The 17,334-nt window shown below is 51.4% G+C and carries 15 protein-coding genes and 1 tRNA gene; 13 read left to right on the plus strand and 3 right to left on the minus strand.

Annotated elements, in window-relative coordinates; genetic code table 11:
• Positions 1 to 100 precede the first annotated feature (100 nt).
• Complete coding sequence (gene metF, locus B7982_RS03955; RefSeq protein ID WP_074209865.1) at positions 101 to 991, minus strand: methylenetetrahydrofolate reductase [NAD(P)H]; 891 nt, start codon at positions 989 to 991, stop codon at positions 101 to 103.
• A 185-nt stretch (positions 992 to 1,176) separates the two neighbouring features.
• On the opposite strand from metF, the gene B7982_RS03960 reads away from it, so the two are divergent.
• Positions 1,177 to 1,250: transfer RNA gene (locus B7982_RS03960), tRNA-Arg, on the plus strand.
• Positions 1,251 to 1,489: 239 nt separating this feature from the next.
• Here the strand turns inward: B7982_RS03960 and B7982_RS03965 are convergent.
• A complete protein-coding gene (locus B7982_RS03965) occupies positions 1,490 to 2,032 on the minus strand; it encodes a TlpA disulfide reductase family protein (protein ID WP_088660002.1) in 543 nt (180 codons plus the stop codon).
• Between the two features lie 145 nt (positions 2,033 to 2,177).
• Complete coding sequence (gene fliB / locus B7982_RS03970) at positions 2,178 to 3,215, minus strand: flagellin lysine-N-methylase (RefSeq protein WP_088659644.1); 1,038 nt, start codon at positions 3,213 to 3,215, stop codon at positions 2,178 to 2,180.
• A gap of 234 nt (positions 3,216 to 3,449) precedes the next feature.
• Here fliB and B7982_RS03975 point away from each other — a divergent pair, with 234 nt between their 5' ends.
• The 12 genes from B7982_RS03975 to ftsZ are packed head-to-tail and all read left to right on the plus strand — an operon-like array spanning position 3,450 to position 17,330.
• Positions 3,450 to 3,923 carry a division/cell wall cluster transcriptional repressor MraZ gene (locus tag B7982_RS03975; protein WP_088629876.1) on the plus strand — a complete coding sequence of 158 codons (474 nt, stop codon included), beginning with the start codon at positions 3,450 to 3,452 and terminating at the stop codon, positions 3,921 to 3,923.
• Positions 3,913 to 4,926, plus strand: coding sequence for a 16S rRNA (cytosine(1402)-N(4))-methyltransferase RsmH (gene rsmH, locus B7982_RS03980; protein ID WP_088659645.1), 1,014 nt, complete (start codon positions 3,913 to 3,915; stop codon positions 4,924 to 4,926). Before B7982_RS03975 ends, rsmH begins: the two co-directional genes overlap by 11 nt.
• Complete coding sequence (locus B7982_RS03985) at positions 4,923 to 5,240, plus strand: hypothetical protein (RefSeq protein WP_088659646.1); 318 nt, start codon at positions 4,923 to 4,925, stop codon at positions 5,238 to 5,240. Before rsmH ends, B7982_RS03985 begins: the two co-directional genes overlap by 4 nt.
• A complete protein-coding gene (locus B7982_RS03990) occupies positions 5,233 to 7,119 on the plus strand; it encodes a penicillin-binding protein (RefSeq protein ID WP_088659647.1) in 1,887 nt (628 codons plus the stop codon). The genes B7982_RS03985 and B7982_RS03990 overlap by 8 nt, the downstream gene beginning before the upstream one ends.
• A gap of 17 nt (positions 7,120 to 7,136) precedes the next feature.
• A complete protein-coding gene (locus B7982_RS03995) occupies positions 7,137 to 8,540 on the plus strand; it encodes a UDP-N-acetylmuramoyl-L-alanyl-D-glutamate--2,6-diaminopimelate ligase (RefSeq protein WP_233138359.1) in 1,404 nt (467 codons plus the stop codon).
• Positions 8,527 to 9,912, plus strand: coding sequence for a UDP-N-acetylmuramoyl-tripeptide--D-alanyl-D-alanine ligase (murF, locus tag B7982_RS04000; RefSeq protein ID WP_088659649.1), 1,386 nt, complete (start codon positions 8,527 to 8,529; stop codon positions 9,910 to 9,912). Before B7982_RS03995 ends, murF begins: the two co-directional genes overlap by 14 nt.
• 47 nt (positions 9,913 to 9,959) lie before the next feature.
• A complete protein-coding gene (locus B7982_RS04005; RefSeq protein WP_233138360.1) occupies positions 9,960 to 11,108 on the plus strand; it encodes a putative peptidoglycan glycosyltransferase FtsW in 1,149 nt (382 codons plus the stop codon).
• Positions 11,105 to 12,175, plus strand: a complete 1,071-nt coding sequence (gene murG, locus B7982_RS04010) for an undecaprenyldiphospho-muramoylpentapeptide beta-N-acetylglucosaminyltransferase (protein WP_088659651.1) — start codon at positions 11,105 to 11,107, stop codon at positions 12,173 to 12,175. The genes B7982_RS04005 and murG overlap by 4 nt, the downstream gene beginning before the upstream one ends.
• Positions 12,175 to 13,557, plus strand: coding sequence for a UDP-N-acetylmuramate--L-alanine ligase (gene murC / locus B7982_RS04015; protein WP_088659652.1), 1,383 nt, complete (start codon positions 12,175 to 12,177; stop codon positions 13,555 to 13,557). The genes murG and murC overlap by 1 nt, the downstream gene beginning before the upstream one ends.
• Before the next feature lie 17 nt (positions 13,558 to 13,574).
• Positions 13,575 to 14,396 carry a cell division protein FtsQ/DivIB gene (locus B7982_RS04020; protein WP_088660003.1) on the plus strand — a complete coding sequence of 274 codons (822 nt, stop codon included), beginning with the start codon at positions 13,575 to 13,577 and terminating at the stop codon, positions 14,394 to 14,396.
• A complete protein-coding gene (gene ftsA, locus B7982_RS04025; RefSeq protein ID WP_088659653.1) occupies positions 14,389 to 15,630 on the plus strand; it encodes a cell division protein FtsA in 1,242 nt (413 codons plus the stop codon). The genes B7982_RS04020 and ftsA overlap by 8 nt, the downstream gene beginning before the upstream one ends.
• Before the next feature lie 32 nt (positions 15,631 to 15,662).
• Positions 15,663 to 17,330 (plus strand): cell division protein FtsZ, encoded by a 1,668-nt coding sequence (ftsZ, locus tag B7982_RS04030; protein WP_088659654.1) that lies wholly within the window; start codon positions 15,663 to 15,665, stop codon positions 17,328 to 17,330.
• Positions 17,331 to 17,334: the final 4 nt, after the last annotated feature.

Genomic DNA, 17,334 nt, shown 5'->3' on the forward strand with positions numbered 1-17,334 from the left:
GAGCGGGCATCACCCTCTTGAAAATGTGAAAAGACCTGGCATATCGCCAGGTCTTTTTCGTTACTTTTGCCGAGTCCGCGGAAGCGGGCTTCTCTCTTAATTATCCTGCGAAGTTCTTGCCGAGGATGGCAGAGACGTTCTTGAGGATGCCTTCGGCGACGTCCGGCTTGTTCATGGAATAAACGTGGACGTTTGTGATGCCGTTGGCATAGAGGTCGATGATCTGGTCGGTGGCGTAGATGATGCCAGCCTGCTTCATGGCGTCCGGATCGCTACCGAACTTGTCCACAAGCGACTTGAAACGTTGCGGCATGAATGAACCCGAAAGCTTGATGGCGCGTTCGACCTGGTTTGCGTTCGTGATGGGCATGATGCCGGGGAGCACCGGGCAGTTCACGCCTGCGTCGCGGAGCTTGTAAAGGAAGCTGAAGAAAAGGTTGTTGTCGAAGACCATCTGCGTTGTGAGGAAGTCTGCGCCTGCATCGACCTTTTCCTTGAGGTGCTTGATATCTTCGGCTTGGTTTGGACTTTCCGGGTGCTTTTCGGGGTAGCAGGCGGCGCCAATGCAAAAATCAGCGTCAGCGGCTTTGAGTTCGCGGATGAGTTCCACAGCATGGTGGTAGTCGCAATCACCGCGACCGTTTGCAATGAGTTCCGGCGTGAGGTCGCCACGGAGGGCCATCACGTTCTTGATGCCGGCGGCCTTCATGTCTTCGATGCGCTGGTGGATGGTTTCCTTGGTGCTCGAAATGCAGGTGAGGTGGGCGAGCATCGGAATGTTGAAATTGTACTTGAGATTCTTCGCAATTTCGAGCGTGTACTGGCTCACGCCGCCGCCTGCGCCGTATGTGACGCTCATGAATGCGGGGTTAAGCTTTGCAATTGCTTCGGTGGCTGCTTTAACGTTTTCAAAACTCGTTTCTTTCTTCGGCGGGAACACCTCGAAGGAGAGGCTCATCTTGTCTTGCTTCAGGATGTCGATAATCTTCATTGTATCTCCGTGCGATTCTGTATCGCGCTCTTGAATTATGCAAATATTCAAATCTATGCATAAATGTAGATAAAATTCCCGATTGTGGCAATGGGGAATGCGTAAAATTTTTGGAGAGATGGCTTATGAATCGTGCGAAAATTGACGAAAAATCAAATTATTTACTATATTGTGTGCTCACAAACGCCGTCGTAGCTCAGTTGGATAGAGCAGTTGCCTTCTAAGCAACGGGTCGTGGGTTCGACTCCCGCCGACGGTATAAAAGGTTCGTGCGCCATTGGCGCGCGGACCTTTTATATTTTTCAACGGAACCCACGACGAGACCATGTGGGTTCGACCTCTGCGTAAGGCGAGTGCAGCGCCGACAAGCTCGCTTGTCGGCATATCCGAGCCGAAGCCGGAGTGACAACGCGAAGCGTTGTCACCTCCCGCCGACAAAACAACAAACCCCGGAACAAGTCCGGGGTAACAGTCAAAAAACGTAAAAGACAAGTCTTATTACTTCTTCAAAATCTTGTTCAGCGTAGCGCGCAAATGGTTCATGTTCGCTTCGTTGAGTGTTTCGTAGCGGTAGAACGTGCCGTCCTTCTGCACGAGGTAGACCACCGGGATGTAACCCGTGCCATAAGTTGGCCCAAACTTACTATCCGTGTCCTGGAACACCGGAATGACTGCGTGGTATTGGTCGATGAACAGACGGATGTCGTTCTTCTTGATGCCGCCGTTCAAGCCGATGGCAATACCCGTAAGACCCTTGGATTCATATTCCTTGATGAGGTTCTGGATTTCGGGGAAGTGCTTTTGGCAGTGCGGGCACTTCGGGCTGAAATAGTAGATGAGCAGCGGACGGTTGCTGAAATGGGCGAAGATAATGCCCGGATCGCTGATGCCCGAGAGGTGTGTCGAAAAGTCCATCTTCATGGGCTGCTCGGTCTTGGGATCCATCATTAGTTTAATATCGGCAACCTGCGGTTCCGGTGCAAACTGGGCAAAACCCATTGCTGCTGCAAAGACAATCAGACTAAAAAGACGTTTAAACATGCTCATACTCCTAAAGACTTTGGGTTAATCCCTGGGAATCTTTTTTAAACAGTTGTAAAATACCAAAAAATAGCGGATTGAATTGTGATTTTCGTCAAAAAAAGGCAAAAATAATGTAAAAAATAGCGATTCTCGCTCGATGGCGTTATTCCGCTAGAATTCTTTTGAAAATGGCGGGTGAAAACGCCGGATTTTCCATGAATTCCTGCTCGAAAATCTCCATGATTTCTTCGGAATATTCAGTCTGTTTGCTCAGTAATTTTATGGCGTCAATCTTTGCTTGCGGATTTGCTTCGCTTGCGAAAACTTGTCCGAGCTTTTGAAGTATTATCCAGAAGTAAATCGCGAACTCGACCTTGGTGAGGCTGTTGCCATCGAAGAGGCTTTTCTCGTAGTAACGGAATAGCAAGTAGGCGATGATTTTTTCACCATCGCTGTCCGTGAAAATCGTGTCGGTTTGCCAGCCACGTTCCTTGAGCTCTTTGTAGGCGGTGTCCCAGGCGGGGCCGTAGCTTTCGCCTTTGCCAAGAATTTCGAACCACTGGTGGTGGATGTTGTTCGAAATTTTATAGTTTGTGCGAACTTCGGAATCGTCGGGTTCGGACAGTTCTAGACCACTTGTCTCGATGGCGTAATCCAATAACTCGATGAGTCGGACGTTCAGCGGTTTGCTGTGGTCTGCTAGAATTTTGAACAAATGATTACGTTCTTCGAAAATGGCATCGCGGGCTTCAATGGCGTCTTCGGGAATATCGTCCGGAACGTCGTCAATTTCGCGCTCGACAAACGCAATGGGTGAGGTGGCGCCCCCTTTGCTCTCGAGCAGTAAGCGTACGCCTTCTTCGCAGCAGAGCCCGATTCCCTTTTCCATGATGTCTCCGTAGACTTCGACGAATCGCGGGTGCTCGCGGCAAATATCGCACAAGCTGGATTCCCCGAGATGGCAAATCATGTCGCAGAGCCCGTCGTTCCTTAAGAAGGGGCAACGGTCGCCGGGGAACAATTTGAAATGGCCGTCTTCGATGTTTTGACGAAGTTTTTCTCCAAAATCGCCTTTGACTTTGGCGTAACGTTTGGCGCTAGTTTCGTCGATGTCGATTTCCCAGCCGATGCAGCAGGTGTCGGTGCATTTTCCGGCGATGCAACGGAACGAATCGTAAAAATCAGGTGTTCGGAGAATCATGCTATAAAATTTAGAAATGACGTCCCGTTATTGCTTTCTAACAAAAAACTTACGTAAATGTTATCTTCTTTGCTTTTAAAATTGCTCAAATGAGCAAAATTTTATGTAAAAAATTCACAAAAAGTAAGAAAAGTATGCTTTTTTTAAGTTCGACCTCTGTTTTCTATTGCCACGGTGGTAGAAAGTGGGTATATTTGTCGTGTGTGATAAGTGTTGTGGTAAAATGTGTCAAATATGAATTTCACTTCTTTCATAGGACAAGCCCAAACGGCGATCGATGGAAAGGGAAGGACCTCCTTCCCTAGGGAATTCCGTCGTCAGCTTTCGGCGTCCGAAGGGAATGAGTTCGTGGTCACCCGTGGCCCGGACCGCACCCTCCGGTTGTTTGTCCTTCCTGAGTTTGAGAAATTCATGGCGGACTTGGACAGCCGGTCCGACCGCCGTCAAGCCGACTTAGTTCGGAGAGGCCTCTGCCCCACAGTCGTGGAGATGGATGGCCAGAATCGCATTTTACTCCCCAAAATATTGCTGGAGTATGCCGGTCTTAAAGACGAAGTTCTTTACGTCCAGGCCAGCGGTAAAACTCTCGAATTATGGAATCCTGAACGTTACAACGAAAAGTATGGCTTACAGACAAATGAAGCTATCGACGCTTTCGATGCCGCGTTCTATGGTGAAGGCTTGACGGAGGGGGATAATGGCAGATAACAATCTCCGCAAGTCAGTACATGTAAATGAAATTTCGGAAGCCGCGGTCGCAGGAGTTCAAGGGAGAGAATTCTATCACGATCCGGTGATGCTCAAGGAATGCCTTGAAGGCTTGAACATCAAGCCGAACGGCACCTATTCGGACTGCACGCTTGGCGGTGGCGGCCATTCTTACGCTATTGCCCAAGAACTGAATTCCGAAGGGACTCTCCACGCTTTTGACCGCGACGATGAAGCGGTCCAGTTTGCAACGAAGCGCCTTGCTAATGTTGCTCCCAAGTTTATTGTCCATCCGGTTCCGTTTAGCGAACTCGGAAACGAAATCGAACCGAATACACTCGACGGAATCCTTTACGATCTCGGCATCAGCAGCCATCAGGTAGATGACTCTAGCCGTGGTTTTACGTTTGTAGGCGACAATCCGCTCGACCTCCGCATGGACCGTCGCGAAAGCGTCTCTGCCCAGGAATGGCTCCGCAACGTTAGCGAAGACGATTTTGCAGCGGCACTCCGCAAGAATGCCGATATGGACCGTGCGTTCAAGCTTGCGACCCGCATCAAGGAAAAAGTGGGAGAAATTACCACCGAAGGCCGCGATGTGCTCCCGAGCGATATCAAGACCGTTGTCGAGGCCGTGTTCCCGGATAAGCGCCGTGACGCCAATAGTTTGCTTGCCCGCGTGTTCCAGGCTGTCCGCATGGAAGTGAACGGTGAACTCAAGCAGATTGAAGATAGCCTCCGCGCCGCTGTCGATTGCCTCAAGGTGGGCGGCCGCCTCGTGGTGATGAGCTACCACTCTGTCGAAGACCGCTGCGTCAAGGAAACGGCGGCTGAATTTGAAAAAGCATGCATTTGCCCGGAAAACTTGCCGGTTTGCATGTGCGGTGGCAACCACCAGCGTTTAAAGAAAGTGAACCGTAAGCCGATTTTGCCCTCGGCCGAAGAAATCAACAGGAACAGTCGGGCGCGTTCTGCCAAGCTTAGGGTCTATGAAAGAGTATGACTAATAACGAGCAGAATGTATCCGAAAAGTCTAGAAAGGGCGGTGTCATGAGTATCGTGTTCCTGTTTGTCCTCATGATTACAGTTGCAAGCATGTTCCCGGTGTACATGCAGAACAGCATCAATCGTCTTTACGGTAACTACTATGGTTTAAGGGAAAAGGCGAACCTGTTGAACCGCGAAATCCTTTTGAGGGATTACGAAATCAACAAGCTTACCTCGATGAACCATCTTGCAAAGTTTGCGGAACAGACAGGCCTTGGCTTGAATTCTGTGCCGGTGAAAGTCATGATAATGGGGGAGACGCGTGAATAAGTTCGGTGCAGATCCTCTGTTTATCTTGAAGAGCCTTGTGCTTTGCACGATTGGTGTGCTCATTTTGCAGACGTTTGATATCCAGGTTTTAAATCGCAACGTCTATCAGGTAAAATCCAAGTCCATGGTGACGCATACAAAGAACTTGTATGCTGAACGCGGCTCGATTATGGATAGAAACGGCGTCGTGTTCGCCGAAAGCATCCGTGATACGAGCGACAACCTGGGCTATAGCCGCCTGTTCTTGCAGGGCTCGCTTGCTTCGCAGATTGTTGGCAAGGTCGGCTTTGACGGCATTGGCAACATGGGCATGGAAAAGATTTACAACGATAATCTTCGCGGTGACGAAGGCATCCGCCTGAGCATCCAGGACGTGAAAAAGCATGAAGTTTATTCACGTTCCAAAAACGTTGTCGAAGCAAGGTCTGGCCTGAATCTCGTTTTGACGATTGACCGCAACATGCAGGAAATTGTCGAGAAGGCTTTGAAGGATGGCGTTGCTGAATTCAATGCAAAGAGTGCAAGTGCTGTTGTTGTGGACCCTGTTACAGGTGAAATCCTTGCGATGGCGAGCTACCCGACGTTTGACCCGAATTCCAAGAATCAGGGTGTCGATCGCGCCGCAAAGAATGAAATTGTTTCGTTGTCGTATGAACCGGGTTCTACGTTCAAGGTCATTACCGCTGCCGCCGCTCTTGAAAATAACGTAGTGAGCCCGCTGAAGGTCTTTGCAAACGAAGGCAAGTGCTGGCAGTGGAATCCGCGCTCCGAAAAAATTTGCGATACGCACATCTATGGCGATATGGACATGAGCGAAGCCATGGTGCAGTCTTCGAACATCGTGTTTGCAAAGATTGCCTCTGAAGTGGGCGCTGTCCGTATGCATAAGATGGCCCGTGCCTTTGGCATTGGCGAAAGGGCTTTTGACAATTACGCCGGTGAAGAAAGCGGCAGACTTTTGACTCCTGCAGAACTCACTCGCGACGATAGAACTTTAAAGACGATGGGCTTTGGCCATGCTGTTTCTGTGACGCCGATCCAGATGGTGATGGCTTATGCGGCAGTTGCTAATGGCGGTAAGCTGATGCGTCCGCAGATTGTGAAGGAATGGCGCAATTCCAGTGGCGATGTCGTCAAGAAGGTTGAACCGATGGAACTCCGCCGCGTGATTTCGGAAAAGACCGCTGCTTCGATTCGCAAGATGCTCAACCGTGTGGTGAATAGCGGTACGGCAAAGCGCGTCGCTTCGCAGAAGTTGCCCGATGTCTTGTTCGGTGGCAAGACGGGTACGGCTGAAAAGTACAATCACATCACCCGTTCTTATGACCGCAATTCTCAGGTGGCTTCGTTTATTGGACTTGCTCCGTCCGAGGATACCCGCTATGTGTGCCTCGTGCTTGTGGACGACCCGCAAGGGAAGCATGTGGGTGGCCTTACCGCAGGCCCGATTTTCCGCCGCATCATGGAAGGGATTTATTTCCATCCGTCGCTTTCGCCGCTTGCTCATAACTTGAAGCAGGTGAAACTTGGTTCTCCGTGCGATAAGGATTTTGCCGGTATGCCGGTGACTGCCGCCAAGGATTACGCGAAAAAGCACAAGTGCCCGGTCCGCTTTGAAGGCAAGGGACTCCGCGTGATTTCGGAACGCGTGGATGCGGGCCTTGTCAATGGAAAAACGCTTTTGCTCGGCGATGCCGTAGCAAGCAGGATGCCCAACTTGCAGGGACTCTCGCTTAGGGATGCCCTCGAGGTGATGGGAAATATCCGCATGAATGTTGAATATACAGGAAAGGGACGTGTTGTGGCTCAGGAGCCCAAGGCCGAAGAGGCCTTGCAGAAGGGCATGACCTGCAAGCTGACCTTAAAGGAGAAAAGCTGATGATTTCGGAAGGACTTATGGAAAAGTTGTCCGTGACGGGGCTTTGCGATGATTCCCGCCGTGTGAAACCGGGGAATTTATTCTTCTCCGTTCCGACGGAAGGTTATGAAGCCTTTGCCCGTAGCGCTATTGCGGCTGGTGCCGTTGCGGTTGTGGGCGAGACGATGGCTCCCGAGGGACTCACGTCGAAGTGGATCCAGGTGCCGGACGTGAAGGCTGCCCGCCTGGAAGCCGCCAGGATTTTCTACAAGGATCCGTTTAGCAAGCTTATTTGCCATGCCATTACGGGTACGAACGGCAAGACGACTAGTGCGTTCCTCATGAATGCGATGCTCGAAGCTGAAGGCCGCAAGACGGCTCTGCTCGGCACCATCAAGAATAAGATTGGCGACAAGTCCGTGCCGGCTTCGCTTACGACTCCGGGTCTTTTGGACCTTTATGAATTTGCATCTCGCGCTGTAGCTGAAGGCTGCACCGACCTCGTAATGGAAGCGTCTTCGCATTCGCTCCACCAGGGCCGTGTTGCTGGTATCAAGTTCAGAAGCGGTCTCTTTAGCAACTTGACGCAGGACCATCTCGATTACCACAAGACGATGGATGCCTACTTCGAAGCCAAGAAGTTGCTCTTTACGAAGTATTTGGCTGATAATGGCGTGGCCGTCATCAACATTGACGACGCTCACGGCGAACAGCTCTTTAATTCTCTCGATTGCCGCAAGGTGGCTGTTTCCAGACTCGGCAAGGCTAAAGCGGACGTGAAGCCGTTTGGCGAAATCAAGAGCACCGAAGACGGTCTTGAATTCACGCTCCCGATGATTGCCACAGAAAAGTTTGAAACTCCGCTCTGCGGCGACTTTAACGTGGACAACTTGCTCTTGGTGCTTGCATGGGCCCACGCTCTTTGCGTTCCTGAAGATGCCATGCGCAAGGCGATTGCGACCGTGCGCGTTCCGGGCCGCTTTGAAAAGGTTTGGAGCAAGAACGGCAAGCATGTGATTGTGGACTATGCCCACACGCCGGATGCTCTTGAACGCGTGCTGAATGTGGCCCGCAGCCTCTGCCGCGGCAAGCTTTCTACCGTGTTTGGCTGCGGTGGTGACCGCGACAAGACGAAGCGCCCGATTATGGGCGGCATTGCCGAACGCATTGCAGACAAGGCTTGGCTCACGTCGGACAATCCGCGTACCGAAAAACCTGCAGACATCATTGCTGACGTTCGCGCCGGCATGACGACGGACAAGTTTGAAGTGGTCGAAAACCGCGAAGAAGCTATCAATCGCGCTTGTGCAGAACTCAAGAGCGGCGATTGGCTTGTGATTGCGGGCAAGGGCCATGAGGATTACCAAATCATTGGTAAGACCAAACATCATTTTGACGATCGCGAAATCGCGGTGAAGGCGATGACTGATGCTGAAGCTTGATTTGACTATTGGAGAAATGCTCGAGATTCTGGAAACCGAAGCTGTCGGCGTTCCGGCTCGCACCTTGAAACGCAAGGTGAATCTCTGCATGGATTCTCGTGAAAGTGCCAAGGGCGTCGTCTTTTGGCCGATTAAGGGTGCTCGCTTTGACGCCCACCAGTTTGTATCTCAAATGGAAAAGGATGGAGCTCTGATGAGCGTTGTAAACCAAACTGCTATCGATCCGAATTTCAAGATGTACGCTCCGGTCGAAGATACGACGAAGGCTCTCTTGAAACTGGCCAAGGGCTATCAAAGACTTTTCAAGTTGAAGAAGGTCGCCATTACAGGTAGTAACGGCAAGACCACTACAAAGGAAATGACGAAGGCTGTACTTTCGATGAAGTACAACACCCATGCAACTAAGGGTAACTTCAACAACCATATCGGTGTCCCGATGACGTTGTTCCAGCTGAAGCACAGCCACGAAGCCGCTGTTGTCGAAATGGGTACGAGTGGTCCGGACGAAATTCGCCCGCTTTCGCTGGCTACGGAACCGGATATTGCCGTGATTACGAACATTGGCGCAAGCCACTTGGAACGCCTCGGCGATTTGGACGGCGTGTTCAACGAAAAAATCAACATTACGGCTGGCCTCAAGAAGGGCGGCACGTTGATTGTGAACGCTGATGATGAACGCCTCTGCAAGGTGAAGGCCACCAAGAATTACAAGGTCGTCACGTTCGGTGTCCGCCGCGGTATCCTCAAGCCCGAAAAGCTCAAGTGGACCGAAAACCTCTGCGCTGATTTCTACATCGGCCGTACGCACTTTGTGTTGAATGTTCCGGGTGACCATAACCTTTATGACGCTCTCGCCGCAATTGCCGTGGGCGAAGCTCTCCGCATCCCGAAGGGTGATATTGCAAAGGCTTTGGCAAGCTTTACCTCTACGAGCATGCGCATGGAAATCAAGGCCGCAAACGGCTTCAAGGTGATTTCGGACTGCTACAACGCCAACCCGTCTTCGACGAAGATGGCGCTCCAGACGCTCGGCAACATGCGTGTCGAAGGCAAGCGCATTGCTGTGCTTGGCGATATGCTCGAACTCGGCAAGGAAAGTGGCAATTTGCACAAGCAGATTGGCGCCTTGGTGCCCGAAATGAATTTTGACATGCTCCTTGCTGTCGGCAAGGAAGCAAAGAAGTATGTGGAAGGCGCGAAGTCCCGTGGCATGAAGAACGTGCAGTATTTCGAATCTGTCCCGGAAGTCATTAGCCAGTTGAGCGAAACTGTCGCCGAAGGGGATGTCCTTTTGGTGAAGGGCAGCCGCGGTATGCACATGGAACAGGTGGTCGATGCACTCCTCCACATGGTGCCGGTATTCAAGGTTTAAGGTAAGGTCTAGTAGTTAAGATGTCATCAACGTCGCAGACAATAGGTATGAACAAGCTCCTGCTATTTGTCACATTAGCATTAATGTGCTTTGGCTGTGTTGCTGTCTATTCTGCATCTGCGCCTGTGGCACTTTCGAAGAATTTGCCTGCGGAATATTATCTCAAGGCGCATCTTGTCAAGGTCTTGGCGGCAGCCGTGATTATCGGCGTGTTCTACAAGATTGATTATGCGCTGTGGAAGGTTTCTGCTCGCCTTGTCTTTGGCGTCGGTGCCATTTTGACGTTGGCGGCTATTGTCTCGGGCGGTGCGGTGAAGGGTGCGTCACGCTGGATTTTCGGTATCCAACCGTCCGAAATCTTGAAGTTTGGCTTTATCATCTGGGTTTGCTCGAAACTTTCGAACGCCGGTGACGAAATCAAGTCAATCAAGTGTACTGTTATCCAGCCGGGTGTACCGATGTTGATCTCGGCGATTTTGCTTGCTCTGCAACCGAACTTTTCGATGCTTATCATGTTCGGTTCCCTCTTGCTTGTGATGCTTGTTATTGCAGGCGCAAACTACAAGTACGTTGGAATTTCCCTTTTGGCATGTATCCCGGTGGGAATTCTCGTGCTCTTGAAGAAGGCGCATACAAGCAGACGTATCACGGGATTCCTCTCGGGTGACGGGACTAAGAGCGATGCGATGTATCAGGTGGACCATGCCCTTGAAGCTCTTGGGAATGGCGGTATTTTTGGAACGGGTGTTGGCTTGGGTGAACAGAAACTTGGCTACTTGCCCGAAGCCTATAAGGATGTGGTGTACGCTGTGATTGGTGAAGAATTTGGTTTTATCGGGACTTTCCTTGTGCTTGTCGCCTTTGCGATCCTCTTTTCGCAGGGCTACAACATTGCAAGGGGGGCGACGACTCGTTTTGGCAGGTATTTGGCTGTGGCGCTTACGACTTCGATTTTTATGAATTTTGTCATCCACATTTGCGTGTGCGTAAGGCTTATCCCGCCGACGGGTCAGCCGCTTCCGTTCATCAGCTTTGGCGGAACGAACTTGTTGATGACAGCCGCGTTTATTGGAGTTTTGCTGAATATTTCTCGCCCGACAAGCGGCAAGAGCATTCGCGAACCTTATATGAGCAGCCCGATGACATTTGAAACGGGTCGGTTTATGAATTTTAGGACAAGAAGGAGTTCTATATGAAAAAGTTCCTCTTTGTTTGCGGTGGCACGGGTGGCCACATTTTCCCGGCAGTAGCTATTGCCGAGAGCTTGAAGAAGATGGGTGTTACTCAGATTACGTTTGCTGGCCGTAAGGATTCTATGGAAGAACGCCTTGTGGCAAAAAATTGGCCGTACGAATACATTTCGGCAGTTCCGCTGCACCGTGGACCGTTCCTCAAGAATTTGGCTTTGCCGTTCAACTTGACCAAGTCCTTGATCCGTGCCAAGAGCGTTGTAAAGAAGGTGGCTCCGGATGTTGTGATTGCAACGGGTGGCTATGTCTCGCTCCCGATTGTGCTTGCTGCAGGTTCTATGGGTATCCCGGTCTATTTGCAGGAACAGAACGCTGTTGCCGGTATTGCTAACAAGGTTGGCGCCCGCTATGCAAAGACTGTTTTTGTTACCTCTGAAGAGGCCATGAAGGGTTTCCCGATTGAAAAGACCCGTATTCTTGGCAACCCGATCCGTGACTTGCCTGCTGCCGATTCCCTGGCTCGTCCGGTGGAATTCCGCGAAGGCCGCAAGGCTGTGTTTATTGTTGGCGGTTCTCAGGGTGCTGTAGGCATCAACAACAAGATTGAAGAAAGTATCGGCCGCATTGCCGCCCACGAAGATATTAGTGTGGTTTGGCAGGTGGGTGCCAAGAATGTCGATGACATCAACAAGCGCCTCGGTATTTTGCCGAACGTCGCTGTTCGTGGCTTCTTGGACAACATCTATGCTTACATGAAGCACGCTGACTTGATTATTAGCCGCGCTGGTGCATCGGGACTTGCAGAAATCCTTGCTTTTGGCAAGCCGTCTATTTTGCTCCCGTACCCGCATGCGACAGCAAACCATCAGGAACACAATGCACGTGTTGTTGAACGTGCTGGTGCAGCCCTCGTGGAACTTGATGATGAACCGAATGATCTTTGGAACAAGGTTGAATCTCTCCTGTACGACCCAGAACGTCTGGAGAAGATGGGCGAAGCCGCCAAGACGCTTGGCATGCCCGATGCCGCTGACCAGATTGCAAAAATTATCCTGGATATGGAGAGAACGTAATGCAGATTAATGATTGTAAACGTGTTCGTCGCCTTCATTTTGTGGGCATCGGTGGCGCCGGTATGTCCGGTATTGCCGAAGTGCTCCACGAAAATGGCTTTGTGGTGACGGGTTCCGATATGGGCGAAGGCGCTGTCATTGATTACCTGAAAGGTCTTGGCATCCGTATTGACCCGAAGCACGAAGCAAAGAATGTCGTAGATGCGGACTTGGTCGTTTATTCCTCTGCCATTCCGTTTGACAATCCGGAACTTGTTGAGGCTCGTGCCCGCCGCATTCCGGTGATTCGCCGCGCTGAAATGCTCGGTGAACTGATGCGCCTCAAGTACACGCTCTCTATTGCCGGTACACATGGCAAGACCACGACGACGTCTATCGTTGGTGCCATTTGGGAAGAAGCAGGCCTTGACCCGACGATTATCGTGGGTGGCATTGTGAAGGGCAAGTGCAGTGGTGCCAAGGTGGGCCACGGCGACTACCTCATTGCCGAAAGTGACGAATTTGACCGCAGCTTCCTTTCGATGATGCCGTCTTCGGCGATCATCACGAACATCGATGCCGACCATCTCGATACTTACGAGAATATCGATGCCATCAAGGATGCTTTCACGCAGTTTGCAAACAAGATTCCGTTCTACGGCCAGGTGATTGTATGCCTCGACGATCCGAACGTGCAGCAGATTCTGTCGCACCTCAAGAAGCCGGTAATTACGTACGGCTTTACTCGCCAGGCCAAGTACCGCGTTGAAAATCTCACGTTCGTGAAGGGTTATCCGCAGTTTGAAATTCTCTGCGACGGCAAGAGCCTCGGACAGTTCAAGCTCCAGATTCCGGGTCGCCACAACGTTTTGAACGCAACGGCTGCTGTAGCCCTTGCTGTCGAAGAAGGTATTTCGATTGAAGTTGCCCGCAAGGCCGTGGCTGCATTCGAAGGTGTGAAGCGTCGCTTTGAATTCATTGGCGAAAAGAATGGCGTCATGGTCTTTGATGACTATGCTCACCACCCGACCGAAGCAACCGCTACACTCCTCGGATTCCGCGAAGCGTTCCCGGACAAGCGCATCATTGTCGCTTTCCAGCCGCACTTGTTTACTCGTACCCGCGACCAGCACGAAGCTTTTGGTAGCGCATTCTCGAACTGCGATGTGCTTTTGGTGACTGACATTTATCCGTCCCGCGAAAAGCCGATTGAAGGCGTGACCGGTGCGATGGTGGCAAACAGTGCCGCTGATCGTGGCCACCGCGATGCCCGCTTTATCGGTGATGTGAACAACTTGATTCCGGTTTGCAAGGATTTGCTCAAGCCGAATGACGTGATTGTTCTGATGGGCGCCGGCAACATCTGGAAACTTGGACAGACGATTTTGGAGAAGAGCATTTGACGTCAGAAGAAACAACAATGTTCGGTCGACGGATCGGATACAACGAACGCAAGCGCAAGCGTAAGCGTGCCCGTATGAGACGGATGCGCATTGCCAATGCTGTTCGTTGGTTCAAGCGCAAGGGCTGGGTCTTGACTCTGCTCCTTGTCATTGCTGCCGTCGCACTGTGGCAAAGTCGTTTCTATCTGCACCAGATCAACCCGCTTGAACTTAGGCATTTGCAGTACATCGAAATCGAAGGCAATCGCATGCTTTCTTGGGAAGATGTCGTGCAGAGCGCTCAGGTGGAAACGGGTATGCTCATGTCGGAACTGGATGCCGACTCTGTGAAGAAATCCCTCTTGCAGATTCCGCTGATCCACTCCGCCGAAGTCGAGAGCAAGTTCCCGTCTTCGCTCTACATCAAGCTTCAGGAAGCGTCCCCGATTTTGTCCGTACTCGAAGATGGCAAGGGTACGGTCTACTCCGAAAGAGGCCTTTCGCTCCCGATGTCGATGATGACTGCGCTCCGCTTGCCGATTCTTGAAAGTGAATCGGTGGGGAAGGTAAAACAGGTGGCACAGTTCCTGTTTGCAATGCGTAAGGAAGACAAGCCCCTTTATGACCGCGTGTCGCAAGTGGGCTGGTCCGAGAAGGACAGGGCATTCGAAGTGTTCTTCAAGGATGCCGGATTCCGCGTGATGTTTCCGGAATCGAATTGGGATAAGGATTTGTTTACTTTGTACGATGCTGTCGGAAAGGGCTTTAGAAAAGATCTCCTTTGCGCTGGCGAGGTCGATATGAGATTTCATGGATTTGCGTATTTAAAAAACTTTGATAAGAGGTGTATCAATGGATGACAATAAGCAATTAGTCAAAAAAGAGGACTACATTTTCGGGCTCGATATCGGTGCCTCGAAAGTGAACTTGTTCGTTGGCATCTCGGAAGGCGAAACCGTCCGAGTCGTGGAATGCGGTGACTTTCCGCTGGAATCGTCTGACGAATACGATTCTGTCGTCGAAACTTTGCAGAAGTCTGTCCATATGCTTGAATCATCGGCAGGTGTCGATGTGCGCGATGTCTACGTAGGCATTGCAGGGAAGCATGTGTCTTCCTTCAGCTATAAGGGTCTCGTTACGCTTCCGACAAACGAAGTCCGCGATGAAGATATCATCAATGTCCAGCGTCAGGCAAGTACGCTGCCGGACAAGGCTGGCGAAATCATCCATATTTTCCCGGGTGAATATACGCTTGATGACAGAACGGGCATCCGCAATCCTAAAGGCTATTCTGGCCGTCGCCTCGGAGTTGAAGTTCAGGTGGTTACCTCACGCCCGAACGCTCTCCAGGATATCGCAAAATGCGTGAACCGCGCTGGCCTCAACTTGGCGGGCTTTGTTCTCGAACCGCTCGCTGCCGCATCTGCCGTGCTGTCCGATGATGAACGCGAACTCGGCGTCGCATTGATTGACATTGGCGCAGGTTCTGCGGACGTGGCTGTATTTGTCAAGGATTCCGTGCGCTATACGGCGTCGCTCGACATTGCAGGCAATGTTATTACAAGTGACATCAGCAAGTGCCTCAAGGTTCCGGTTTCTCTGACGAAGGCCGAAGAAATCAAGAAAAAGTATGGCACCTGCTCGCTCAACAATTTGATTGAAGATGAAACATTCCCGGTCCCAGGTGTGGGTGACCGCGGAGAAGTTCTTTGTTCTCGTAAGCTTTTGGCACAAATTATTACTGCTCGCGTTGCAGAAATCTTCAAGCTCTTGGCCAAGGATTTGGAAAAGCACCACCTCGACACCGTCATTGATGGCGGCATTGTCCTCACGGGTGGCTGCTGCAACCTTGCCGGCATCGAAGATATTGCAGCTAAAGTATTCAAGAAGCCTGTCCATATCGGTAAGCCGAGAGGCACGAGCGGCATTCAGGAAGCTTTCCAGAATCCGTCTTATGCAACAGGCATTGGCCTCTTGTACTACGCGAACAAGAAACATCGCGAAAGAAAACAGCGTGACACGGATACCCAGTTGCTTGTCACTGTGAAGAAGGGCGTCCAGCGCATTCGCGACTTCATCAAGACTTACTTTTAACCGTTAAACCACTCAAATCAGGGAGATAAACTATGAGTGACTTTGCAAATATCAATTTCGAGGCTATGTCTCGTATCACGGGTGATGACACTCCAACCAGAAATGCCAAGGTGAAGGTCTTTGGCGTCGGCGGTGCCGGCGGCAATACTGTGAACCGCATGAAGCAGATGAATATTGAAGGTGTAGAATACTACGCCATCAATACTGACGCTATGGCTCTGGACCAGAGTCTCGCCGACCACAAGATCCTTATCGGTGAAAAGAGCACGAGAAATCTCGGTGCTGGCATGGATCCGGAAATGGGTCGCAAGGCTGTCGAAGAAAACATCGACGACTTGAAGAAGGCCATGATGGGTGCGGACCTTGTGTTCGTTACCGCAGGTATGGGCGGTGGTACCGGTACGGGTGCAGCTCCGATTGTTGCTACTGTTGCACGTGAACTCGGAATCCTTACGGTCGCCGTTGTCACAAAGCCGTTCCGCTTTGAAGGTAACGTCCGTAATTCCTTGGCTCAGAATGGCGTCCGCGCTCTCCGCGAAGCCGCCGATACGATCATCGTTATCGAAAACAAGAAGCTCTTGAACCTCATCCAGAACACGAACAAGAGTGCTACTGTTGACGAAGCCTTCAAGATGGCTGACGAAATCCTCGGTAACGCAGTGCAGAGCATCTGCAGCATCATGTTCCGTCACGGCCTCGTGCACGTTGACTTTGCTGATATCCGCAAGGTTATGCTCAAGGGTGGTTCCGCTCTTATGGGTACGGGTACTGCAGAAGGCGAAGGCCGCGGTGTTGCCGCTGCCGATGCAGCCCTCTCTTCTCCGCTTCTCGAAGATATCGACATCCAGGGTGCTTCTGGCGTGCTCATCAACGTTTCTCACGGCGAAAACTACTCCTTGCTCGAACACAACGAAGCAATGGAACACATTTACGACGCTGTGGGCGAAGAAGGCAACCCGAACATCATCGTCGGTGATATCACTCTTCCGGAACTTGGCGACAAGGTTTGCATCACCATCATCGCAACGGGTTGCGGTGGCTCTAACAATGCCGCTGCCGTGAACTACGCTGGTATCGGTACCGCTGCTTACCAGATGAACCAGGCCCAGGCTCAGTATCAGGCCCCGGCTGCTCCGGTGCAGGCTGCTACTCCGCGCCCGACCACGAACTTCCTCGCTCTTGCTGGCCGTAACACGGCTGCCATGCCGACTGCCGCAATGCCGACCGCCTCTATGCCTGCAACTCCGACGGTTGCTACTCCGGCTGTCACGCAGCGCGTTGTCCCGGCTACCGCTCCGGCAGCTCCGTCTTACACGGCTCCGCAGAACTCCTACACGAACACGGTTCGCCAGGCTGCTCCGGTGAATGCGGCTGCTGCAATGTTCGCTCCGGCTTCTTCTTTCGCTTCCCCGAGCTTCGATGCCAAGGCAAGCTACACTGAAGAAACTGTTGCTACGACAAAGAGCATTCGTGAAACGGAAGAAATGCCGGGTGCTGCTGAAGCAGATCCGCTTTCTAACGGCAACTATGCAAGCTCTTACAAGCAGGAATCTCACCCGGCTCAGACCGAACAGGTGAACACTGTTGATTATGCTACTCCGGCTTACATGCGTAGCCAGAAGGGTTCTGAAGACGCTCTCAAGGAAAGCAATGTCGATTACGACTTGCCGGCCTTCATGCGTATGAATGACTTGTTCTAATCGT

The sequence above is a fragment of the Fibrobacter sp. UWB2 genome (assembly GCF_002210425.1).
In the GTDB taxonomy this organism is placed as follows: Bacteria; Fibrobacterota; Fibrobacteria; order Fibrobacterales; family Fibrobacteraceae; genus Fibrobacter; species Fibrobacter elongatus.